The organism is Curtobacterium citri (assembly GCF_030362955.1).
In the GTDB taxonomy this organism is placed as follows: domain Bacteria; phylum Actinomycetota; class Actinomycetes; order Actinomycetales; family Microbacteriaceae; genus Curtobacterium; species Curtobacterium citri.
In genome coordinates, this window is record NZ_JAUCML010000008.1 from 135718 (window position 1) to 158172 (window position 22455).

General features: G+C 72.6%; 23 protein-coding genes. 14 read left to right on the forward strand and 9 right to left on the reverse strand.

Features of this window, described 5'->3' with window-relative positions; all coding sequences use genetic code 11:
• Positions 1–42: 42 nt before the first annotated feature.
• From QUG92_RS12915 to QUG92_RS12940, 6 genes are read left to right on the forward strand one after another with little or no spacing between them, the layout of a single operon-like run.
• Positions 43–468: a MarR family winged helix-turn-helix transcriptional regulator gene (locus QUG92_RS12915; RefSeq protein ID WP_182046858.1), complete on the forward strand. Its 426-nt coding sequence runs from the start codon at positions 43–45 to the stop codon at positions 466–468.
• A gap of 41 nt (positions 469–509) precedes the next feature.
• Positions 510–1151, forward strand: coding sequence for an MBL fold metallo-hydrolase (locus QUG92_RS12920; protein WP_289459338.1), 642 nt, complete (start codon positions 510–512; stop codon positions 1149–1151).
• A 48-nt stretch (positions 1152–1199) separates the two neighbouring features.
• Positions 1200–1880: an HAD family hydrolase gene (locus QUG92_RS12925; RefSeq protein WP_289459339.1), complete on the forward strand. Its 681-nt coding sequence runs from the start codon at positions 1200–1202 to the stop codon at positions 1878–1880.
• A gap of 60 nt (positions 1881–1940) precedes the next feature.
• A complete protein-coding gene (locus QUG92_RS12930; RefSeq protein WP_259346170.1) occupies positions 1941–2423 on the forward strand; it encodes a GNAT family N-acetyltransferase in 483 nt (160 codons plus the stop codon).
• Positions 2424–2470: 47 nt separating this feature from the next.
• Positions 2471–3094: a TetR/AcrR family transcriptional regulator gene (locus QUG92_RS12935; protein WP_289459340.1), complete on the forward strand. Its 624-nt coding sequence runs from the start codon at positions 2471–2473 to the stop codon at positions 3092–3094.
• Positions 3091–4791 carry an MDR family MFS transporter gene (locus QUG92_RS12940; protein WP_289459341.1) on the forward strand — a complete coding sequence of 567 codons (1701 nt, stop codon included), beginning with the start codon at positions 3091–3093 and terminating at the stop codon, positions 4789–4791. The genes QUG92_RS12935 and QUG92_RS12940 overlap by 4 nt, the downstream gene beginning before the upstream one ends.
• A gap of 117 nt (positions 4792–4908) precedes the next feature.
• Here the strand turns inward: QUG92_RS12940 and QUG92_RS12945 are convergent, their stop codons facing one another.
• Positions 4909–5916 carry a LacI family DNA-binding transcriptional regulator gene (locus QUG92_RS12945; protein WP_353063141.1) on the reverse strand — a complete coding sequence of 336 codons (1008 nt, stop codon included), beginning with the start codon at positions 5914–5916 and terminating at the stop codon, positions 4909–4911.
• A 202-nt stretch (positions 5917–6118) separates the two neighbouring features.
• Between QUG92_RS12945 and uriH the strand changes: the two genes are divergently transcribed.
• The 5 genes from uriH to QUG92_RS12970 all read left to right on the forward strand — a co-directional run bounded on the left by uriH (position 6119) and on the right by QUG92_RS12970 (position 11041).
• Complete coding sequence (gene uriH / locus QUG92_RS12950) at positions 6119–7126, forward strand: uridine-preferring nucleoside hydrolase UriH (RefSeq protein WP_289459342.1); 1008 nt, start codon at positions 6119–6121, stop codon at positions 7124–7126.
• Positions 7123–8541, forward strand: coding sequence for a uridine transporter UriT (uriT, locus tag QUG92_RS12955; protein ID WP_289459355.1), 1419 nt, complete (start codon positions 7123–7125; stop codon positions 8539–8541). The genes uriH and uriT overlap by 4 nt, the downstream gene beginning before the upstream one ends.
• Positions 8538–9395, forward strand: coding sequence for a ribokinase (locus QUG92_RS12960; protein WP_289459343.1), 858 nt, complete (start codon positions 8538–8540; stop codon positions 9393–9395). Before uriT ends, QUG92_RS12960 begins: the two co-directional genes overlap by 4 nt.
• 99 nt (positions 9396–9494) lie before the next feature.
• On the forward strand, positions 9495–10430 hold the full coding sequence (locus QUG92_RS12965; RefSeq protein ID WP_182047668.1) for a Ppx/GppA family phosphatase: 936 nt from the start codon (positions 9495–9497) through the stop codon (positions 10428–10430).
• Between the two features lie 2 nt (positions 10431–10432).
• Entirely contained in the window at positions 10433–11041 is a 609-nt protein-coding gene (locus QUG92_RS12970) for a hypothetical protein (RefSeq protein ID WP_289459344.1), read from the forward strand.
• 32 nt (positions 11042–11073) lie between these two features.
• Here the strand turns inward: QUG92_RS12970 and QUG92_RS12975 are convergent, their stop codons facing one another.
• Positions 11074–11688, reverse strand: coding sequence for a putative antibiotic biosynthesis monooxygenase (locus QUG92_RS12975; protein ID WP_289459345.1), 615 nt, complete (start codon positions 11686–11688; stop codon positions 11074–11076).
• Positions 11689–11745: 57 nt separating this feature from the next.
• Between QUG92_RS12975 and QUG92_RS12980 the strand changes: the two genes are divergently transcribed.
• Positions 11746–12246: a DUF6328 family protein gene (locus QUG92_RS12980; protein ID WP_182047673.1), complete on the forward strand. Its 501-nt coding sequence runs from the start codon at positions 11746–11748 to the stop codon at positions 12244–12246.
• Here the strand turns inward: QUG92_RS12980 and ku are convergent.
• Complete coding sequence (gene ku, locus QUG92_RS12985) at positions 12243–13283, reverse strand: non-homologous end joining protein Ku (protein WP_289459346.1); 1041 nt, start codon at positions 13281–13283, stop codon at positions 12243–12245. The genes QUG92_RS12980 and ku overlap by 4 nt on opposite strands.
• Before the next feature lie 62 nt (positions 13284–13345).
• Here ku and QUG92_RS12990 point away from each other — a divergent pair, with 62 nt between their 5' ends.
• The gene (locus tag QUG92_RS12990; protein ID WP_182047677.1) at positions 13346–14236 is read left to right on the forward strand and encodes an SDR family oxidoreductase; all 891 of its coding nucleotides are present in this window, start codon (positions 13346–13348) and stop codon (positions 14234–14236) included.
• The gene (locus QUG92_RS12995) at positions 14233–16755 is read left to right on the forward strand and encodes an ATP-dependent DNA ligase (protein ID WP_289459347.1); all 2523 of its coding nucleotides are present in this window, start codon (positions 14233–14235) and stop codon (positions 16753–16755) included. The genes QUG92_RS12990 and QUG92_RS12995 overlap by 4 nt, the downstream gene beginning before the upstream one ends.
• Before the next feature lie 324 nt (positions 16756–17079).
• Here the strand turns inward: QUG92_RS12995 and QUG92_RS13000 are convergent, their stop codons facing one another.
• From QUG92_RS13000 to QUG92_RS13025, 6 genes are all read right to left on the reverse strand, one after another.
• Positions 17080–17253 (reverse strand): hypothetical protein, encoded by a 174-nt coding sequence (locus tag QUG92_RS13000; protein WP_182047681.1) that lies wholly within the window; start codon positions 17251–17253, stop codon positions 17080–17082.
• 10 nt (positions 17254–17263) lie between these two features.
• Positions 17264–18232 carry a sugar phosphate isomerase/epimerase family protein gene (locus tag QUG92_RS13005; RefSeq protein WP_289459348.1) on the reverse strand — a complete coding sequence of 323 codons (969 nt, stop codon included), beginning with the start codon at positions 18230–18232 and terminating at the stop codon, positions 17264–17266.
• Between the two features lie 177 nt (positions 18233–18409).
• The gene (locus tag QUG92_RS13010) at positions 18410–19156 is read right to left on the reverse strand and encodes a fumarylacetoacetate hydrolase family protein (RefSeq protein ID WP_289459349.1); all 747 of its coding nucleotides are present in this window, start codon (positions 19154–19156) and stop codon (positions 18410–18412) included.
• Positions 19157–19174: 18 nt separating this feature from the next.
• Positions 19175–19399, reverse strand: a complete 225-nt coding sequence (locus tag QUG92_RS13015) for a hypothetical protein (RefSeq protein WP_289459350.1) — start codon at positions 19397–19399, stop codon at positions 19175–19177.
• The gene (locus tag QUG92_RS13020; RefSeq protein WP_182047687.1) at positions 19396–19743 is read right to left on the reverse strand and encodes a hypothetical protein; all 348 of its coding nucleotides are present in this window, start codon (positions 19741–19743) and stop codon (positions 19396–19398) included. The genes QUG92_RS13015 and QUG92_RS13020 overlap by 4 nt, the downstream gene beginning before the upstream one ends.
• Before the next feature lie 102 nt (positions 19744–19845).
• Entirely contained in the window at positions 19846–22317 is a 2472-nt protein-coding gene (locus QUG92_RS13025) for a phosphoketolase family protein (protein ID WP_289459351.1), read from the reverse strand.
• Positions 22318–22455 lie beyond the last annotated feature (138 nt).

Consider the following 22455-nt stretch of genomic DNA (forward strand, 5'->3'; position numbering starts at 1 on the left):
CGCCACGGGCCTCCCGTCCGTTCCGCGGTAGCGTCGTGGCCCATGGACCCGATCGACGAGCTCGCCGCCGAGTTGCGCCGGTCGATCGGCCGCCTCGTGCGCGCGGCCCGACGCGAGGGCGACAGCCTGCCGCCGGCGCACTCGGCGACGCTGGGGTTCCTCGGACGCGAGGGGCCGATGACGATCGCGGAGCTCGCGCGGCGACGCGGGGTGAAGCACCAGGGACAGTCCCGGACGGTGGCGGAGCTGACGAACCAGGAGTACGTCGAGCGGACCGCATCCGAGACGGACCGGCGGGCCTCGGTCATCCGCATCACCGATGCGGGCAGAGCCGCGCTGCAGCAGGACATGGACGGCCGTGCGGACTGGCTCGCGACCGCGATGCGTGCGGAGCTCGACGACGACGAGCGCGCCCTGCTGGCCCGGCTGCCGGAGGTCTTCGAGCGCCTGGCCCGCCGGGCGGACTGAACGACCAGCCATTTGTACAACAGTGTTGTACAGTTGGCGGCATGAAGCTGACGAAGTACAACCACGCCACCGTCGTCCTCGAGCAGGACGGCGCCTCGCTCGTCATCGACCCGGGCTCCTTCACGCCGGAGTCCGCCGACCTCGTCGCCGCGGCCACGGTGGTCCTCGTCACCCACGAGCACGCCGACCACTTCGCCGTCGACGCGATCCGTGCGGGGCTCGAGCGCAACGCCGACGTCGTCGTCCACGGCCCGGCGTCGGTCGTCGAGCAGCTCGGCGACCACGACGGCCGCGTCCGCACGGTCACCGCGGGCGACACCGTCGAGGTCGGGCCCTTCACCGCCCGCGTCCTCGGCGAGGAGCACGCGGTCATCCACCGCGACATCCCGACCATCGCGAACGTGGGCTACCTCGTGAACGACGCCGTGTTCCACCCGGGCGACGCCTACCTCGTGCCGGACGCCCCGGTCCGGACCCTGCTCGTCCCGACGAGCGGTCCGTGGGCGAAGACCGGCGAGGGCGTCGACTACGTCCGCGCGGTCGCACCCGAGCGCGTGGTGCAGATCCACGAGCTGCTCCTCAGCGAGGGCGGTCAGGAGATGAACGTCCGCATGTTCGGCACCGAGGGGCTCGGTGGCGTCCCGGCGTCGATCCTGCCCGTCGGTTCGTCGATCGAGGTCTGACGGCGCGACCCTGGACCGGTCCGGCGGTCGTGGGAGCAGGCTGGGTGGATGGCTGATGCTCCCTCGACCGCCGTCCTCTTCGACATCGACGGGACCCTCGTCGACTCCAACTACGCGCACGTCGACGCTTGGTGGCGGGCCTTCCGTGCGGCGGGCGAGTCGGTCGACGCGTGGCGCGTCCACCGGGCGATCGGCATGGACTCGGGTCGTCTGCTCGAGGAGCTGCTGCCCGACGCCTCCGACGAGGTCCGCGACACCGCAAAGCAGTTCCACACCGCGTACTACTCCGAGCACATACCGCAGCTGCGGTTGCTGCCCGGGGCCCGCGAGCTGCTCGAGGCGGTCGCCGACGCCGGCCACGCGGTCGTCCTCGCCACGAGCGCGCCGGAGTCGGAGCTGTCGGTGCTCCGCGAGCTCCTCGACGCGTCCGCGTGGGTGACCGCCGAGACGAGCTCGGAGGACGTGGAGGAGGCCAAGCCCGCGCCCGGGATCATCCAGGTCGCCCTCGACAAGGTCGGGGTGGCCGCGGACCGTGCGGTGATGGTCGGTGACGCGATGTGGGACGTCGAGTCCTCCGGTACGGTCGGGCTCCCCTGCGTCGGGGTGATGACCGGCGGGATCGGCGGCGACGAGCTCCGTGGGGCCGGGGCGGCGGCGGTGTACGACGACGCTGCCGCGGTGCTGCGCGCGCTGCAGGCCGGCGAGGGGCCGATCGCCGCGCTGCGCTGAGGGCACGGCCGCGGGTGACGGCGCAACCGAGCGCTCCGGCGCGTGCCAGGATGGACCATCGTGATCACGATCGAGCGCGTCGCCTGGGAGGACCCGCGTGGTGTGGCCCTCCGCGCCACCATGGACGAGGAGATGCACGAGCGCTACGGCGCCGGGCACCGGGACGAGGACCCCGCGGTCACCGCCGAGCGGGACCGTGCCCTGGCGGTCGACCCCGCCACCGTGATCACCTCGATCCTCGCGCTCGACGAGGACGGCACGCCGCTCGGGCACATCGCCGTCCGCCGTCTCCGTGACGAGGTCGAGCTGAAGCGCCTCATCGTGCTCGCCGCCGCCCGCGGCAAGGGCGCCGCCACCGCGCTGCTGTCCGAGGGCGAGCAGGTCGCCCGCGAGGCCGGCGCCGCGCGCGTCATCCTGCAGACCGGGGACAAGCAGCCCGAAGCCGTCGCGCTCTACCGCAAGACCGGTTGGGAGCAGATCGACGTCTACGAGCCGTACGCGGCCACGATGCCCTGGTCCTACTGCTTCGCGAAGGCGCTGTAACCCGTCCTTCCGTTGCACTCTCAGCGGCAGAGTGCAATTCTTGTTCGGTGAGCACCACCGAACGCACGCGCGCGCTGCGTCGACGCATGGTCGTCGAGGCACGCCGGGCGACCATCGAGCACGGCCTGCACGGTTTCACGATCGAGCAGCTCTGCGAGACCGTCGGCGTCTCCCGCCGCACGTTCTTCAACCACTTCGCGTCGAAGGACGACGCCGTGCTCGGCATCGAGCAGGGCGCGACGGAGGAGCTGCTCGCGGCGTACGTCGACGGCTCGCTCGTGCCGGCCGACCTCGACCCGCTCGGGTCGATCGTCGCGCTCGCGATCGAGCACGTGCACGTCGTCGGGATCGACCGCGCCGACGAGGCCCTCGTCCGCCGGGTCTTCGAGCGTGAGCCCGCGATGGTCGCGAAGTTCCTCGCCGCTGCCGAGGTCCAGCTCGCCGCCGTCGGCCAGGCCGTCCGGCAGCGCTTCGGGTGGACCGACCCGGACGACCGGCGGGCGCAGCTCGTCGCCGAGGCCGCCGCGGGTCTGCTCAAGGTCTCCGCCGGCGAGTACTTCGACGACGCGTTCGACGAGACCTCCGGCCCGACGTTCGACGCGCTGCTCACCGAGAACCTCCGCCAGCTCAGGGCGGCCATCACCACCACCGGACAGGACCACACCGCATGAGCACCACCGCGCAGGGCACGAAGCGTGCCCGCCCCGGATCCGACGGACCGCTGCTCCTGACGCAGCGCCGGATCTGGATCATCTTCTCCGCGCTCATCGCGGGCATGCTGCTCTCCAGCCTCGACCAGACCATCGTCTCCACCGCGATGCCGACCATCGTCGGTGAGCTCGGCGGCGTCGCGCACCAGGCCTGGCTCACCACCGGGTACCTGCTGGCGTCGACGATCGTGATGCCGATCTACGGCAAGTTCGGCGACGTCCTCGGCCGTCGCAACCTGTTCCTCGTCGCGATCGCGCTCTTCACGATCGCGTCGGCCGGGTGCGCCTTCGCCGGCGACTTCACGCAGCTCGTCGCGTTCCGGGCGATGCAGGGCCTCGGTGGCGGCGGCCTGATGATCCTGTCCCAGGCGATCATTGCCGACATCGTGCCCGCCTCGCAGCGCGGCAAGTACCTCGGCCCGCTCGGCGCGATCTTCGGCCTGTCGGCGATCGGCGGCCCGCTGCTCGGCGGCTTCTTCGTCGACCACCTCACCTGGAACTGGGCGTTCTACATCAACATCCCGGTCGGCATCGCGGCGTTCTTCGTCGCCTGGTTCGCGCTCACCCTGCCGACCAAGAAGGCCGAGAAGCGGATCGACGTGCTCGGCGTCGTGCTCATGTCGATCGCGACCACGTGCCTGGTGTTCTTCTCGGAGTTCGGCGGCAGCGCCGACCACGGGTGGGACGCGCTCGAGACCTGGGCCTGGTTCGCCGGCCTGGTCGTCGCCGCGGCCCTGCTCGTCCTGGTCGAGTCCCGCGTCGAGGACCCGGTGCTCCCGATGTCGTTCTTCCGCAACCGCACCTTCCTGCTCGCCACCGGCATCGGTCTCGTGCTCGGCATCGGCATGTTCGCCGCGATCGGGTTCGTCCCGACCTTCCTGCAGATGGCGTCGGGCACCTCGGCTGCCGTCTCGGGCCTGCTCATGCTGCCGATGATGGTCGGCCTCATCGGCACCTCGATCGCCTCCGGCGCCCTCATCACGAAGACCGGTCGCTACCGGGTGTTCCCGATCGTCGGCACGGTCCTGGTCGCCCTCGCGATGCTCGCCATGACACAGCTCGCCGCGGACACCCCGATCTGGCTGATCTGCGCCTACCTGTTCGTGTTCGGCGCCGGGCTCGGGCTCATCATGCAGGTCGTGGTCCTCGTCGCGCAGAACGCCGTGCCCGCCGCCCAGGTCGGCACCGCGACCTCGACGAACAACTACTTCCGCGAGGTCGGTGCCTCCCTCGGCACCGCCGTCTTCGGCGCGCTCTTCACCGCGCGCCTGACGACCGCGCTGACGGACGTGTTCACCTCGGCGGGAGGGTCGGCCACCGACGCCGCGTCCTCGGCGGGGAGCATCGACCCGTCGACCGTCGCGAAGCTCCCCGAGGCGGTGCAGGACGGCATCGTGGATGCGTACGCCGACTCGCTCGCGCCGGTGTTCTGGTACCTCCTGCCGTTCATCGCGATCGCGTTCCTGCTCGCCCTGTTCCTGCCGCAGATCACGCTGTCCGACACGGCCGGCATGGTCGCCCGCGGCGAGGCCGTCGGGGGCGCCGAGGCGGACGAGCTCGAGCGGGCGCGGCGGACCGGCGCGGCGGGCGACGCACCCGTCCCGACGTCGCCGGTCGACGCCGAGCCGCCGGCATCGGGGCGGGACGCCTCCGCCTGACGCCGTGCGACACGCCGGCGTCGCCGCGAGACGCCCCTGATCGGCCGAGACGCCTCCGGAAGCGGGGGCGTCTCGCCGCGTCCGGGGCGTCTCGTGCTGGGTGCGGCGGCGCGCCGCCTATCCGCCGGTGCTCGCGCGCCGCACCAGGCGCGCGGGGAGCGCCACCGGCTCCACCGCGGTGCCGTCGAGCGCCGCGAGGAGCCGGAGCGCCGCGGCCCGACCGAGCTCGGCACCGGGGAGTGCCACGCTCGTCAGGGCGGGTGCCGTGACCGACGACGACGGCAGGTCGTCGAAGCCGGCGACCGCCAGGTCCTCCGGTACCCGGAGCCCCATCGCGCCCGCGACGCGCAGCACCCCGTAGGCGAGCGTGTCGGCGGCGGCGACCACGGCGGTGACGCCGTCCTCGTGCCAGGCCTCGATCGCGTGCTCGGTCGCCGCCGCGGCGGCGTCCACCGTCAGGTCGGCGCGGGCGCCGAGCTCCGAGACGGTGATGCCCGCGGCGGCACAGGCCCCGTCGAACATCCGGTGCCGGATGCCGAAGGTGGCGACCCGTGCGGTGCCGTCGAGGTACACGACGTGCTCGTGCCCCTGCTCGCGGAGGTGCGCGACGAGTTCGTCGATGCCGGGGGAGAGGTCGTAGTCGACCGTGACCGCGGACTCGGGGGCGTCCGGGGCGTCGAGCAGCACGACCGGGACGCTCGCGTCGAGGGACTCGCCCGCAGCGGGGGCGTCGACGAGGATGCCCGCGGGCCGCAGTCGCTCGAAGCGCCGCAGGTCCGCGGTCGACGGCTGTGCGCCGCGCTCGGTCACCGAGAGCACGAGCTGGTACCGGTCGCCGAGGGTGTCGCGGACGCCGCGGATGACCTCGGCGAAGAAGGGGTTCGACAGGTCGGGCGCGATGAGGACCACGAGGTCGCCGGTCCCGCGGGCCAGCGAGCTCGCGGCGTGGTCGACGACGTACCCGAGCTCGTCGACGGCATCGCGCACGCGGGAGGCGATCGGCGCGGACACCCGACCGCGGTCCTTGCCGTTCACGACGAGGGACACCGTGGCGATGCTCGTGCCCGCACGCTCGGCCACCATCGCCGCGGTCACACGACGGGCCGGCACGGCGGAGGATGGCACCCGTCGAGCCTACCGACGGCGGACGCGACAGCGCGTGAGGACTGCTCGGAGTTGACGTCAAACGCTTGACGTGCTTCCATGTCAAACGCTTGACGCGCCGTGCCGGAGTTGGTTCCTCCACGACGCGGACCCCACCGCGTCAAGCACAGACCTCACGCCGCCCCCGGGCGGACACCAGATCCCCGACGAAGCGGAGCCCCAGGTGCCTGACGCAACGACGCAGAAGATCATCCTCGACTGCGACCCCGGCCACGACGATGCGGTCGCCATCCTCCTGGCGCACGGCAACCCGACGATCGACCTCCTCGCGGTGACGACCGTCGTCGGCAACCAGACCCTGCCGAAGGTCACCCGCAACGCCCTCGCCGTCGCCCGCATCGCCGGGATCACCGGCGTGCCGTTCGCCGCCGGTGCCGACCGTCCGCTGCTCCGCCCGATCGAGGTCGCCCCCGACATCCACGGGGAGAGCGGCCTCGACGGGCCGATGCTGCCCGAGCCGTCGTTCGACCTCGACGAGCGGCACGCGGTCGACCTCATCATCGACACCGTCATGGCGCACGAGCCGGGCACGGTCACCCTCGTGCCGACCGGCGGTCTGACGAACATCGCGCTCGCCGCCCGCAAGGAGCCGCGCATCGTCGAGCGTGTCAAGCAGGTCGTGCTCATGGGCGGCGGCGTGCACGTCGGCAACTGGAGCCCGGTCGCCGAGTTCAACATCGTCATCGACCCCGAGGCCGCCGACATCGTCTTCAGCGCCGGCTGGGAGGTCGTCATGGTCGGCCTCGACCTGACCCACCAGGCCCTCGCCACCCCCGAGGTCGCCGCGCGCATCGCCGCCGTCGGCACCGGCCCCGCCGCGTTCGTCGGCGAGCTGCTCGACTTCTTCGGCAAGGCCTACGAGGACGCCCAGGGCTTCGACGCCCCGCCCGTCCACGACCCGTGCGCCGTCGCGTACGTCATCGACCCGACGATCGTCCGCGCCGTGAAGGTCCCGATCACCATCGAGACCCAGGGCCGCCACACCCTGGGCATGACCGTCGCCGACTTCCGGGCCACAGCTCCGGCGGACTGCCGCACGAGCGCCGCGCTGGAGCTCGACCACGAGCGCTTCTGGGACCTCGTGGTGGACGCCCTCGAGCGCATCGGCGAGACGCCCGACACCGGGTGGACGCCGCGGTCCGCCGACGCCACTGCGGTCCAGGAGGCCTGAGCACCGTGACCACCACCTCGACGACGAAGTCGACCGCCGCCCTCACCGCCGCCCTGCTCGCGGCGTGCGTCGCGTTCCAGCTCAACGCGAGCATGCTCAGCCCCGCGCTCGCGACGATGGCGACGGAGCTCCGCACGGACGACGCGACCATCGGCCTCTCGCAGACCCTGTTCTTCACGATCGCCGCGCTGTTCTCGCTGTTCCTGCCCCGCCTGTCCGACATCGTCGGCCGCAAGCGGGTCCTGGTCGGCATGCTCCTCGTGATGCTCGTCGGCAGCGTCGTCGCGGCCCTCGCCGTCAACGTGCCGATGCTGTTCGTCGGCCGCATGGTCCAGGGCGTCACCGGCCCGGTCGTGCCGATCGGCCTGCTCGTCCTGCGCAACGAGATCGCCGACCCGAAGCGGTACGGCGCCGCCCTCGGCCTGCTCACCGCGGTGAACGGCGGCATCGCCGGCGTCGACGCCCTGGCCGGTGGGGGGATCGCCACGCACTTCGGCTTCCGCGGGATCTTCTGGGTCATCGCGGTCGTCACGGTCGTCGCCGCCGCCATGGTCGCGGTGTGGGGCGTCGAGTCGAAGCCGTCCGCCGGCACCCGGATGGACTGGTGGGGCGTGCTGCCCCTGGTCGTCAGTGTCGGCGCGCTGCTCACGGCGTTCAACGAGGCCGGCAAGCTCGGCGCCGCGGACTGGGCGCTCGTCGTCGGCGGGATCGTCGTCGCCGTCGTCGCGTTCGCGGTCTTCTGGGCCGTCGAGTCGCGCGTCCGGGAGCCGCTCGTCGAGACGCGGTTCCTCAGGCGTCGCGGCACGTGGGCGCTCCTCGCCACGACGCTGCTCACCATGACCGGTGTCTTCGCGGTCGTGAACGGTCTCGTCACGAGCCTCGCGCAGAACCCGGAGGTCGGCTTCGGGATGGAGCCGGACCTCGCGTCACTCGCGTTCCTCACCCCGTACGCGCTGGTCGGCTGGATCGTCGGTCCCTTCGCCGGCCGCCTCGCCCCGACGCTCGGCTACCGTGCCGTGCTCCGCTTCGGCCTGGTCGGCAGCATCGTCGCGACGCTCGTGATGGCGATCGTCGGCGTGCACTCGCTCCCCGTGCTCGTCGCCGCGACCGTGCTGATCGGCATCACCTACGCCGGCATCGCGAACATCATCCTGAACGGGCTCGGCATCGTGCTCTCGCCGGCGTCGAACCCCGGCTTCCTGCCCGGTCTCAACGCGGGGGCGTTCAACCTCGGCGCGGGCATCAGCTTCGCGGTCCTGCCGGCCCTGCAGATCGCACTCGGCACCGGCGGGTCCGCGGGCACCGCGGGCTACTCCGGTGGCATGCTCCTCGGTGCCGTGGTCACCTGCGCGGCACTCGCCACGTCCTTCCTCATCCCGCGCCCGGCCTCGGCCGAGACAGGAGCATCCGCATGACCGGCATCGTCGTCGTGGGCAGCCTCAACGCGGACCTGGTGGTCCGCACGGAGCGCTTCCCGCAGCCCGGTGAGACCCTGCACGGGTCCGACCTCGCGATCCTGCCGGGGGGCAAGTCTGCCAACCAGGCTGTCGCGGCCGGGAGGCTCGGGGGCACCGTCCGCATGATCGGTGCGGTCGGCGACGACGGCAACGGCACGCTGCTGCGTGAGTCCGTCGCATCGGCCGGCGTCGACACCACGCACGTGGCGGTCCGGCAGGGCGTCGCCACCGGCACGGCCGTCATCACGGTCGACGCCGCGGGCGAGAACACCATCGTGGTCTCCGGCGGCGCGAACGCCACGCTGACGCCGGAGGACCTGCCCGCCGACGCGTTCGACGGCACCGGGGTGCTCGGCCTCTGCCTCGAGGTCTCCCTCGACGTCGTGCTCGCGGCCGCCCGTGCCGGACACGCGGCGGGCGCGACGGTGCTGACGAACCTGTCCCCGTTCGGCGCCGTGCCGCAGGAGCTCCTCGACCTGACCGACGTGCTGCTCGTGAACGAGCACGAGGCCGCCGCGCTCGGCGACCACGGCGTCGCGCGGTCGATCGTCACCCGGGGCGGCGCGGGCTGCGTCGTGCACGACGGGGACGCCGAGCCGGTCGAGGTCGCGGCCGTCCGGGTCGACCCGGTCGACACCACGGGCTGCGGCGACGCGTTCACCGGTGCGGTGGCGCTCCGGCTCGACGCGGGGGACTCCCTCGTTGAGGCTGCGCGGTTCGCCGTGGGCGTCGGGGCGTACGCCGCGACGAAGCCGGGCGCCCAGGCGTCCTACCCGACCACGTCGGAGCTGGAGTCCTTCCTGCGGTCCTGACCCTCCCTGCGGACTCGGCCGTCACACCGCTCCGCAGGCTCCGCGGTGCGCCGGAACCGGCCCGGAGGGGCCCTGCCTCCCGGCCGCTAGCGTTGGCACATGCGCGTGGGAGTCCTCGACATCGGGTCCAACACCGGCCACCTGCTCGTGGTGGACGCGCACGGCGGTGCCGCGCCGTTGCCCGCGTCGTCCTACAAGCAGCCGCTGCGGCTCGCCGAGCACCTCGACGAGGCCGGCGCGGTGACGCCCGAGGGCATCGACGCCCTCACCGCCTTCGTCGCCGAGTCCGTCCGGGTCGCGGAGGACCGCGGCTGCGAGGACATGCTCGCGTTCGCGACCTCCGCCGTGCGGGACGCGGTCAACTCCGACGCGGTGCTCGCCCACGTCGAGCGCGAGACCGGTGTCGAGCTCGCCGTGCTGTCCGGCGGCGACGAGGCGCGCCTGACGTTCCTGGCCGTCCGCCGCTGGTTCGGCTGGTCGGCGGGACGACTCGCGGTCTTCGACATCGGTGGCGGCTCGCTCGAGATCGCCGGTGGCGCGGACGAGGCGCCGGACGTCGCGTGGTCGATGCCGATCGGTGCCGCTCGGCTCGCGCGCACGTACTTCGTCGACGGCACGCCCAGCGAGGACGACGTGCGCCGCATCCGGCACGAGATCCGCGTCGCCATCGCGCGGGACGCCGGGCTGCTGCTCCGCTCGGGGCGGCCCGACCGTGCCGTCGCGACCTCGAAGACGTTCCGCTCGATCGCGCGGATCTGCGGTGCCGCACCGTCGGGGGACGGGCCGCTCGTCCCGCGGTCGCTCGACGGCGCCGAACTGCGCCGGCTGCTGCCGTCGCTCCTGACGAGGTCGGTCGCGGAACTCGCGGCGCTGCCGGGCGTCTCGCCGAGCCGGGCGCACCAGGTGGTGCCCGGCGCGCTCGTGGCCGAGGCGTGCCTCGACATCTTCGACCTGCCGGCGCTCGAGATCTGCCCGTGGGCACTGCGCGAGGGCGTCATCCTCGAGCGGCTCGACCAGCTGTCGGTGCTCGGCTGACGATGCCGCGGCACGCGACGGAGGGGCCCGTCGACGCACCGGGCGACGCCGAGGGACCGTGGACGCGCATCGGGCTCTGGAGTGCACGCGTGGGCGTGGTCCTGGCCGTCGTGGTGATCGTCCTCGCCGTCGTCACCCGCCCGTCCTGGTCCTCCCAGGGTTTCGACGCGGACGGGTACCCCCTGGCGGTGCTGCCGGACGTCGCACTGGTCTGCGCGCTCGTGCTCGGCGTCGGCTGGCCGTGGTTCTCCGGAATCGCGGCCTCGACGCGCTCGGTGCACCGCGACGGCGACGAGCTCGTCGCCGTCACGGTGTACGGGCGGCGTCGCGTGCGGTCCGCAGGGGCGAGGCTCGTCCGCTTCCGGATGCTGACGAACGTCGGCACTGTGCACGGAGCGCTCCTGGTCGACCGACGGCTCCGGCCCCTCGTCGTGCTCGACCCGATCGGTGCCGGCGGGGCGAGCAGGCTGCAGGCGCTCCTCGGGGACGGGAGCGGAGCGATCGGTCGAGTGGTGCTCGAGCACGTGCTCGGGTTCGTCTGGCTCCTCGCCACCGTCGTCGTCGTCGTGACACTCGTGACGGCGCTCCTCGTGCTGTTCAGTGCACCCTGAACACGCAACCGGCCCGGTGTCCCGACGACCGATCAGCGCTGCCGGGCGGTCCGGGGCGGCGCGAGCAGCCACGGGCGGATGAGCCCGGTCACGAAGGGCAGTACCCAGAACGTCATGATCGGCGTCAGCACGAGCGTCGTGACCAGCACGCGCGGCAGCACGGCGAGGGTGCCGAACGCCGGGACGAGCCAGCCGACCAGGAACGTGAAGGCCAGGTTCACCGGGAAGAACCCGAGCCAGATGCTCACGGCCTGCTTCCACCGCGGCGGTGCACTCGACGCCGGGGCGTCCTGCGGGGCGTCGAACCACCCCTCGATGCCGGTGCGCTTCTCGACCCGGGACTCCACGACGAGGTCGCGGCCCAGGTCGAGCCAGCGGAGCCGGTCGTCGGAGTTCTCCCACGTCGCCAACTGCTCGTGGTCGGCGAACCGGTAGAGCACATGCCACTCGCGGCTGGTGGCGTGCGAGCGGACCCACCCGGAGCCGAGGAAGCCCGGGTAGCGGTTCGCCAGGTTGACGCCGGACTGCACCCAGGCGGTGGCGTCGGGGATGCGGTCGGGATCGACGAGACGGGTGATGGACACGGTGACGGGCGGGCCGGCGGTCACGGATGACGACTGCAGGCTCCCTGGCTCTTGTGGAGTCATGCGGACAGTCTCGCGGAGTCGTGTTTCCGGTGCGTGACGGGGCAGTAGGTTCGGCGCATGAGCGACGTCAGCGGTGCAGCACGGGACACCGAGCGTGGTCGGCACGAGACCCCGACCGAGCGGTGGGACCGCAACTGGTCGGACATCCAGCAGGAACTCCGGATCGTGCAGACGGGGACGCAGATCCTCGCCGGGTTCCTGCTGACGCTGCCGTTCCAGCAACGGTTCACGATGCTCAGCCCGGGCGAGGAAGTCGTCTACCTCGTGCTGGTCGTGCTCGCGGTCGTCATCACCGTCGTCGCGCTGTCCGCGGTGTCCGCACACCGACTGGTGTTCCGGCAGCGACAGAAGCACGACCTGGTCCGGGCCGGGAACGTGCTGCTCATCACGGCCCTCGCGGCGAGCGCCCTGCTGTTCTCCGGCACCGTGCTGTTCGTGTTCGACGTGGTGATCGGGGACGTCGGCGGGGTGGTGGGCGGGGTCGTCGTCTTCCTCGGGACCGCGGCGCTGTGGGTGTCGATCCCGCTCGCGCTGCGGCGGACGGGTCGCGACGGCTAGCTGGCCTGCTTCTTCGCCGGCGCCTTCTTCGCAGGGGCCTTCTTCGCGGGGGCCTTCTTCGCCGGCGCCTTCTTCGCGGGGGCCTTCTTCGCCGGTGCCTTCTTCGTGGTCGTGGACTGCTCCTCCGACGCAGCGTCGTCCTCCGCAGCCCGGCCGGACGACGACCGCGAACCAGACGACGACCGTGAACCAGACGACGACCGTGAGCCGGACGATGACCGCGACCCGGTGCCTCCCGACCGCGACGACCGGTTCTTGTCGACGGACGCCCGCAGGGCGGCCATCAGGTCGATGACGTCCCCGCCCTCGCCGTCGTCCTCGTCCTCCGCCTGCTCGCCGAAGGTGTCGGCGGTGTCGACGTCGTCGCCCGCCTCGAGCTTCGCGTCGATGAGCTGCTGCAGCTCCTCCTGGTACGCGTCGGTGTACCGGTCCGGGTCGAAGTCGGTCGACATGCTCTCGACGAGCGACGACGACATCTTCAGCTCGTTCGCGCTGACCTTCACCGAGGCGTCCAGGCCCGTGAAGTCGGCGGCCCGGACCTCGTCGCCCCACAGCAGCCCCTGCAGCAGGATGACGTCGTCGTTCACCCGCAGGACGCCGAGCCGGGTCTTCTGCCGGAGCGTGAACTGCACGATCGCGAGCCGGTCGGTCTTCGCGAGGGTCTCGCGGAGCAGCACGTACGCCTTGGGGGAGCGGGAGTCCGGCTCGAGGTAGTACGACTTCTCGAACATCATCGGGTCGACCTGCTCGACGGGCACGAACTCGAGGACCTCGATCTCGTGCGACTGCTCCTCGGGCAGCTGCTTGAAGTCGTCGGCGGTGAGCACCACGGTCTTGTCACCGTCGTCGTAGGCGCGCTGGATGTCGGCGTACTCGACCTCGTGGCCGAACTCGCAGACGCGCTTGTACTTGATGCGGCCCTTGTCCTCGTCGTGGACCTGGTGCAGGGAGACGTCGTGGGTCTCGGTCGCCGCGTACACCTTGATGGGCACGTTGACGAGCCCGAACGCGATGGAGCCCTTCCAGATCGACCTCATGGGGCCATGATGCCCGCGCGCACCCGAGAACGCCCGCCAGGACGCGCGAGCACCATGGGCCCATGAGCCAGCTCGACAAGCAGGACCCGCGCGACCAGTACGCCCGTCCGCCGTTCCCGGCGCAGACCCAGCAGGGGTCCGGCCTGGCGAGCGCGATGGACCCCGTGCCCGACCACGGCGAGACGAGCTACGTCGGCACGGGCCGGATGCGCGGCTACCGGGTGCTCGTGACCGGGGCGGACTCGGGCATCGGCCGCGCTGCCGCCGTCGCGATGGCGAAGGAGGGCGCCGACGTCGCCCTGAACGCCCTGCCCGAGGAGCGCGAGGACCTCGAACAGGTCCGCGACGTCGTCGGCGACCTCGGCCGCAAGGCGGTGCTGCTCCCCGGCGACCTGACCGACGAGGACTTCTGCGCGGCGCTGGTCCGGGACGCCGTCAGCGAGCTCGGCGGCCTCGACGCCCTGGTGCTCGTCGCCGGACACCAGCAGGTGCACGAGGACGTCACGCAGCAGTCGACGGAGGACTTCGACCGGACGATGAAGGTGAACCTCTACTCGCTGTTCTGGCTCGTCCGCGCGGCCGTCCCGCACATGGCACCCGGCAGTGCGATCGTGACGACGAGCTCGGTGTCGGCGTACCAGCCGCAGGACCGCATGATCGACTACGCGGCGACGAAGTCCGCGATCATCACGTACACGAACGGCCTCGCCCGACAGCTCGCCGCGAAGGGCATCCGCGCGAACACGGTCGTGCCCGGCCCGGTCTGGACGCCGCTGCAGCCGATCAGCTACCCCGGCGACGAGATCGCGGCGTACGGCCAGGACACCCCGCTCGGGCGTCCCGCGCAGCCCGTGGAGCTCGGCAGCGCCTACGTGTACCTGGCCGGCCCGGAGTCGTCGTACACGTCCGGCAGCACCCTGACCGTGGCGGGAGCGACCGGGGTCGCGCTGTGAGCCCGGTGGCCCGGAAGACGACGGTCCTGGTCGGTGACCGGCGGATCGCGCTGACGAACACCGACAAGGTGCTCTGGCCGGAGACCGGTACGACCAAGGGGCAGGTCATCGCGTACTACGAGCGCGTCGCGCCGTGGATGATCCCGCACGTCAAGGACCGTCCGGTGACCCGGAAGCGCTGGGCGAACGGGGTCGACGGCAAGGTCTTCTTCGAGAAGAACCTGCCGGACTCCGCGCCCGACTGGGTCCGCCACCACACCATCGCGCACAAGGAGCACGACACCGAGTACCCGATCGTCGACGACCTGCCGACCCTGGTCTGGATGGCGCAGCAGGCCGCCCTCGAGCTGCACGTCCCGCAGTGGCGCTTCGGGCCCCGTGGTGGTCAGCAGCCACCCGACCGGCTGGTGCTCGATCTCGACCCCGGCGAGGGCGTCGGGCTGTCCGAGTGCGTGGAGGTGGCGCTCGCCGCACGCGAGATCCTGCACGGCATGGGGCTCGACCCGTACCCGGTGACGTCCGGGTCGAAGGGCATCCACCTGTACGCGGCGCTCGACGGCGGGGCGTCGACGGCGCAGGTCTCCGACGTGGCCCACGAGCTGGCGAAGGCGCTCGAGCAGGACCTCCCCGACCTGGTGCTGTCGTCGATGAGCCGGGCGGAGCGGACGGGCAAGGTCTTCGTCGACTGGTCGCAGAACAACGGCAACAAGACGACCATCGCCCCGTACTCGCTGCGCGGCCGTGACCGGCCGACGGTCGCGGCACCGCGGACGTGGGACGAGCTCGGCGAGCGCGGGCTCGCGCAGCTCACCATGGACGAGGTGCTGGACCGCCTGGAGGCGCACGGCGACCTCCTGCACCCGGTCGCGTCCGCCTCGTTGTCGGTCGGGAGGCCCGACTCCGGTCACTGGGACAGCGACCGGACCCAGCGTGCGAACGACGCGGAGCAGCCTGCCCGCGACCGGCTCACGGCCTACCGCGCGAAGCGCGACGCGTCCCGCACCCCGGAACCGGTGCCCGTGGACGCACCGACGGTGCGGGAGGACGGCACCCCGACGTTCGTCATCCAGGAGCACCACGCGACGCGGGACCACTACGACTTCCGCCTCGAGCACGACGGCGTGCTCGTGAGCTGGGCGCTGCCGAAGGGTGAGCCGACCGACCCGGGGAAGAACCACCTGGCCGTGCAGACCGAGGACCACCCGCTCGAGTACGGCTCCTTCGAGGGCACCATCCCGCACGGCGAGTACGGCGGCGGCACGGTGACCCTGTGGGACGACGGCACGTACGAGCTCGAGAAGTGGCGCGAGGGCGAGGAGGTCATCGTCACGCTGCACGGCCGGACGAACGGCGTACGACGTCTGGCGCTCCTGCACACCCGCGGGCGCGGGAAGGGCCGCCAGGGCGACGAGCAGAACTGGCTGATCCACCGCACCAAGGAGCAGCCCGACCGCCTGGCGGACGGCGGCGCCACGACGGGGGCGGAGCGTGCCTCCCGTCCGCCGGCAGGTGCACGCGACGGCCGGCAGCGGATCGACGCGGCCGCGACCTCCGACACCGCACCGGCGGACCGTCGCACCATGCAGGCGACGCTCGCGAAGGGCGAGCCCCGGCTCGACCCGGCGCACTGGGCGTTCGAGATGAAGTGGGACGGCGTGCGCGCCCTCGCCACCGTCCGCGACGGTCGGGTGACCCTGCGGAGCCGGAACGACCACGACCTCACCGCGCAGTACCCGGAGCTCCAGGAGCTCGGTGAGCGGGCGGGCGTCGACGGGGTGTACGACGGCGAGGTCGTCGCGCTCGACGGACGCGGCTGTCCCTCGTTCCAGCTGCTGCAGGACCGGATGGGGCTGACGAAGCCGCGGGAGGTCGAGGCGGCACGGGCGCGGACACCCGTGCGGCTGCTGCTCTTCGACGTCCTCGAGGCCGACGGGCACGACCTGACCCGGCTCGGCTACGACGCCCGGCGCCGGGCGTTGGAGACGGTCGTCGACCCCGGCGGGGCCGTCGACGTCCCGCCCGCCGTCGACGGCGACCTCGACCGTGCGGTGTCGGACTCGCGCGACCAGGGCCTCGAGGGCGTGGTCGCGAAGAAGCGGTCGTCCCGCTACGCCGAGGGACGCCGCTCCGAGGCGTGGCTGAAGATCAAGCACCACGCCGCCCAGGAGGTCGTCGTCGGCGGCTGGCGTCCCGGCAACGGGAGGCGCGCCGGCGGGATCGGGTCGCTCCTGCTCGGCGTCCCCGGTCCGGACGGTCTCGAGTACGTCGGTCGGGTCGGCACCGGGTTCCGCGACCGTGACCTCGACGAGATCGCCGAGGTGCTCGGGAAGGCCGGACGTGCGACCTCCCCGTTCGTGGACGTCCCACGTCCCGACGCCCGGGACGCGCACTGGGTGCGTCCGGTGCGCGTCGGTGAGGTCGAGTTCGCCGAGTGGACGGCGGACGGCCGGCTGCGGCAGCCGTCGTGGCGGGGCTGGCGGCCGGACAAGGACCCCGAGGACGTCGTCCGCGAGGGCTGAGCGGACGACCGTCGAGCGGCGTCCGGGGGTCCGCCCGGGAAGGCGGCCCGCACGCCGGATCAGGGAGCGCACGGGCCGCCGTCGGGGCGCCGTGACCGGTGTGTTCAGGGTGACCGGTCGCGGCGCGTCCTGGGCCCGGCACGACGGTGTGCCCGGGTGTCCCGCGAGCCGTTGCAGCTCCGGGACCCACTGGTGTGACGGGTCGGGGAGCCGGATCGTCACATCCGGCGACCGATTTTCTTCCCGCCGGGTCCGTCGGCGACACGACGGACCGCCCGGGAGCGGGTGCTCCCGGGCGGTCCGAGGTGGTCCGCCGTGCTGCGCTCAGGCGGCGGGCGCGGGCCCGTCCGCCGGAGCGCCGCCGTCGGCTGCGGGCAGGTCCTCGTCGACGAGTTCCTCCTGCTCGGGGAGGTCCACCTCGGCCGCTGCGGCCTTGGCCTCGTCGATGGACTCCTGCGAACGCCGGAGGAGGTCGTCGTCTGCTGCGTGATCCGTCATGCCGGCGACGTTACGCGGGCGCCCCTGTGTCGGAGTCGTGCCGGCGTCGGGGCAGGACCGACCGCGGCGGGACGGTCGGCTCGAAGTCGACGGCGGAGGTCGGTGCGGGTGTCGTCGGCATGGCGGGCGCCGCCGGCTGCCCGAAGGCATCGGCCGCGTCGAGCACGGCCCGCGTCGCAGCCGCGGCCGTGCGGAGTGCATCGACGAGGGGCATCGCCCGGTGTGCCGCCGTCCGGACCTCGACGCCCCACGGCTCGTCGAAGCCGAGGTCCCGCACGACGCGGACCAGGCCGGGGAGGTCCCACGCACCGGCTCCGGGCAGGTGCCGGGCGCTCCGCGACTCCTCCGCCAGGGTCAGACCGGACGGGGTGTGCAGCAGGCCGTCGCTCAGCTCCACAGCGGCGAGCACGGCGGGGGAGACGCCCTGGGCGACGGACGCGAGCGTCGAGCCGCCCCGCAGCGTGTGCATGGCGTCGAGGAGCAGGCCGCCGTTCGGGTGCCCGGCCGCCGCGACGAACCGCGACGCCCGTTCGATGGTCGGGAGGTTCGACCACGGCTCCGGCTCGAGCACGAGCTGCGCGCCGACCTGCCCGGCCTGCGTGGCGAGCTCGATCCAGTCCGCGGTCATCGACGCCGGCGAGGTCGGGACGACGCCCGGGTCGGCGCGCACCACGACCTGCCACGCGCTCAGGGTCGCCGCGGCCTCGAGCACGACCCCGCGGTCGGCGTCGTCGTCGGTCGTCCGGCCGTCGTGCGACCACCAGCGGTCGAGGGGACCGAGCTGGACCCAGACGATCCCCGCCCGGTCGAGCACGCGGCGCAGTGCCGCGAACCCGGTGGTCGCCCGCACCTCGTGGAGGTCGTCGAGCGACAGGGACAGCCCGGCGAACCCGGCGTCCCCGACGGCTCGGACCCGGTCGGCGATCGGTTCGTCGCCCGCCCAGGTCCAGGACGTCGCGAGCAGGTCGTGTTCGTGCACGGCGCACCTCCTCGGTCCGGACACCGGGGGTGACTGCGACGCGCTCGGCGTCGGTCGTGCCCCTCGTGTCCCGTCGGTGTGACGCCGGTGGTCCGCCGACGTCGACCACCGTTGTACGCCCCCGGGCTGCGGACCCTCACAGCGGGTCGTGCGGCTCCGGCACCGGTCCGGTCCGGGTCAGGTGATCCGCGTCCGCACGCTCCCGACGCCCGCGATGCTCCCGGTGAGGGCGTCCCCGCGCTGCAGCGTCCCGACCCCGTCCGGGGTGCCCGTGAACAGCAGGTCCCCGGGTGCGAGCGCGACGGAGCGGGACAGCACCGCGATGGTCTCCGCCACCGACCAGATCTGGTCGGCGAGGTCCCCGGACTGCCGGAGCGCGCCGGCCCCGTCCGCGCCGATCCCGTCCGCGTCGGTCCCGTCCGCGTCGGTCCCCTCCGCGCCGTTCGCGACCCGGAGCTCCACGACCCCGACGGTGGGATCGATCCCCGCCGCGGGCACGAGCGTCCCCACCGGCGCCGAGGCGTCGAAGCCCTTCGCCAGGTCCCACGGTCGGCCGAGCCGCTTCGCCTGGGCCTGCAGGTCACGACGGGTCAGGTCGAGCCCGACCGCGTAGCCCCAGACGAGGTCGAGGGCATCCGCGACGGCGACGTCCGAACCGCCGCGGCCGAGGGCGACGACGAGCTCGACCTCGTGTTCGAGTCGCTCGGTGCCGGGCGGGTACGGCGTGTCCGCGTCGTCCGTGACCAGGGCGCTCGCCGGCTTCGTGAAGAAGAACGGCGGCTCGCGGTCCGGGTCGTGCCCCATCTCGCGGGCGTGCGCGGCGTAGTTGCGGCCGACGCAGTACACGCGGCGGACGGGGAAGCGCCCACCGGTCGAGGTCGGCAGCGTGACGAGGTCCGGGGCGGCGATGACGAGGTCCTGCACACGCCCAGCCTGGCACGGTCAGCTCTCCGCCAGGGATGCCTCCTCGCGCAGGTCGTACACCAGGTGCGCCCGGGCACGGTCCTGGCGTTCCCGCCACTCCTGCCGGAGGTCCGCCAAGAACTCGGGTCGACCATCCTCGAGCATGAGCGGTCCGTAGTGCGGGTCGGCGAGCAGGTGCTCGAAGGCGCGCTCCACCATCTGCAGGCGTCGTTTGAACAGACGATCTGACTCGTCGGTGATCATCTGGTTCGTCCTCCTGCTCCTTCGTCGTCCGTCGGCCCGTCGCTCCGTCGACGCTCTCGTTCGTCACGCTGGATCTCGGCCAGGACCCACTCGTCGTCGGCGGTCACCCACGACCGGGTCGTGAGTGCATGGGTCATGAACGCAGCAGCGTCGTGATCGTGCGGGTCTCCGGAGTTCGCCCGTTCGACCACCCAGGACCAACGCTGCCACCACAGGTCCCGGTGCACCGAGAACTCCGTGTTTCGCCGCATCCGCCGCCCCTCGAGCACGGTCACGACCACGCTCGCGGCGGCGACCGCCGCCCCCGCCAGCGCGACCAGCGCGCTCACCCACCCGACGTCCATGCGGCCAGCCTCACGCCACAGGACCGGCCACGCGTCGGGCGTGACCGGTCCTGTGGAGGGTGTGCCGTGCCTCCCGACTGTGCAGGAGGGACGGGACGGATGTCAGTTGCCGGGAGCCGCGCCCTCGGTCTCGCCCTCGCCCGGGTCGCCACCGGTCCCACCCGACGTCGGCTCGTCCTGCGGCCAGCCCCGGAACTCCCACCCGGACAGCGACGGGTGGTCCTCGCCGCGCGTGTAGGCGAAGGTCCGCGCGGCCTCGCGGGCCTCGGTCAGCTTCGTCAGCAGGTGGGCGTGCGCGTCGGCGTCGACACGGGTCAGTGCGTCGTGCGCGAGCGCGAAGCGGTCCATGTCGTTCCGCATGAGCATGTCGAACGGCGACGTCGTGGTGCCCTGCTCGAGGAAGCCGTGCACGTGCAGGTCGTCGTGCCCGTGCCGGCGGTACGTGAGGTTGTGCACGAGCGACGGGTAGCCGTGGAAGGCGAAGACGGCCGGCGTCCCGGGCACGAACACCTCGTCGTAGCGCTCGTCGCTGACCGGGTGCTCGTGCTTCCGCGGGTCGCCGAGCGACAGCAGGTCCACGACGTTGACGAAGCGGACACCGACCTCGGGCGCGTGCTTCCGGATGATGTCCGCGGCGGCCACGGCCTCCACCGTCGGCACGTCCCCGGCGCTCGCGAGCACCACGTCGGCGTGACCCACCGTCTGCTCGGTGCCGGCCCAGTCCCAGACGCCGAGGCCCGCCGCGGCGTGCGCGACGGCGTCGTCGAGCGACAGGAACACCGGCTCCGGGTGCTTCCCGGCGACGATCACCTCGATGCGGTCGGTCGTCTCGAACGCGTGTGCCGCGACGGCGAGCAGGGTGTTCGCGTCCGCCGGCAGCTTGATGCGGACGAGGTCCTGCTGCTTCGAGGCGACGACGTCGAGGAACCCGGGGTCCTGGTGCGAGAACCCGTTGTGGTCCTGCCGCCACACGTGCGACGACAGCAGGATCGACAGGTTCGACACCGGGGCACGCCAGTCGATGTCGGTCGACGACTCGAGCCACTTCGCGTACTGCCCGACCATCGAGTCGATGATGTGCGCGAACGCCTCGTACGTGTTGAGGAGTCCGTGCCGGCCGGTCAGGACGTAGCCCTCGAGCATCCCCTCGAGCAGGTGCTCCGAGAGCACCTCGATGACCCGGCCGCGCGCACCGAGGTGCTCGTCGCCCGGTGCGCGGCGGGCACGCCAGACCCGCGACGTCACGTCGAAGACCGCGTCGAGCTTGTTCGAGATGGTCTCGTCCGGGCCGAACAGGCGGAAGGCCGAGGGGTTCCGCGAGGTGAGCTCCGCGAGCCAGGGCCCGAGCGTGGCGGTCGCGCTGGCGTCCTCGCCGACCGGGACGGCGAACGGCTCGAGCGACGGCCGGTCGAGTGCGGTCCGGATGCGACCACCGTTGGCGTGCGGGGTGGCACTCATCCGGTGCTCGCCCTGCGGCCGGATCGTCGTGAGGATGCCGGTCGGCTGTCCGTCGGCGTCGAAGAGTTCGTCCGGACGGTAGGACCGCATCCACTCCTCGAGCTGCTCACGGTGCCCGGCGTCCTCGCGCACGGCGGGCAGGGGGACCTGGTGCGCGCGGAAGGTGCCCTCGACGCGCTCGCCGTCGACCTCCTGCGGACCGGTCCAGCCCTTCGGGGTGCGGAGCACGATCATCGGCCAGCGCGGCCGGAGGTCGGCGGCACCGGCGGGCTGCCCGGCGGCGGCGCGCTCGGCCTGTGCCCGCGCGGCGGCCTGGATGTCGTCGATCGTGGCGAGGGCCCGGCGCAGCGCGCCGTCGAAGAGCGCGTGCACGGCGAACGGGTCGTGGTCGACGCGGGCGGAGTCGACCACGATCGGCTCGTACCCGAGCCCGCGGAAGTACGCCGTGAGGTCCTCGTCGGGGATGCGCGCGAGGATCGTCGGGTTGGCGATCTTCCACCCGTTGAGGTTGAGGATCGGCAGGACCGCTCCGTCGGAGACGGGGTCGAGGAACGTGTGCGCCTGCCAGGAGCCGGACAGCGGGCCGGTCTCGGCCTCGCCGTCGCCGACGACGCAGGCCACGACGAGGTCGGGGTTGTCGAGCGCGGCGCCGTACGCGTGGGCGAGCGAGTAGCCGAGCTCGCCGCCCTCGTTGATGGAGCCGGGCGTCTCGGGGGCCGCGTGCGACGGGATGCCGCCGGGGAACGAGAACTGCCGGAAGAACTTCCGCAGGCCCTCGGGGTCGGGGGTGATGTCGGGGTACAGCTCTGTCCAGGTGCCCTCGAGCCACGCGTTGGCGTTCATCGCGGGACCGCCGTGTCCGGGGCCGCACACGTAGAGCAGGTCGCGGTCCGTCTCGGCGATGAGCGCGTTGCAGTGCGCGTAGACGAGGTTGAGCGCGGGGGAGGTGCCCCAGTGCCCGAGCAGGCGGGGCTTCACGTCGTCCGGGTCGATCGGGCGCGTGAGCAGGGGGTTGTCGAGGAGGTAGATCTGCCCGACGGTGAGGTAGTTCGCGGCGCGCCACCAGGCGTCGATCGCCCGGATCCGGTCCGTGCTCGGGATGTGTGCGGGGGCCATGCCCCCACGGTACGGAGTGGGGGACAGCACTTCCCCAGGAACGATCCCAAACCGATCGGGCGAGGGTGCCGAACCACTGTCACAAGCCGGGAAACACCCGGAGCGCTCACCAGCCGCAGGTAGCTGGTTCTCCACCCC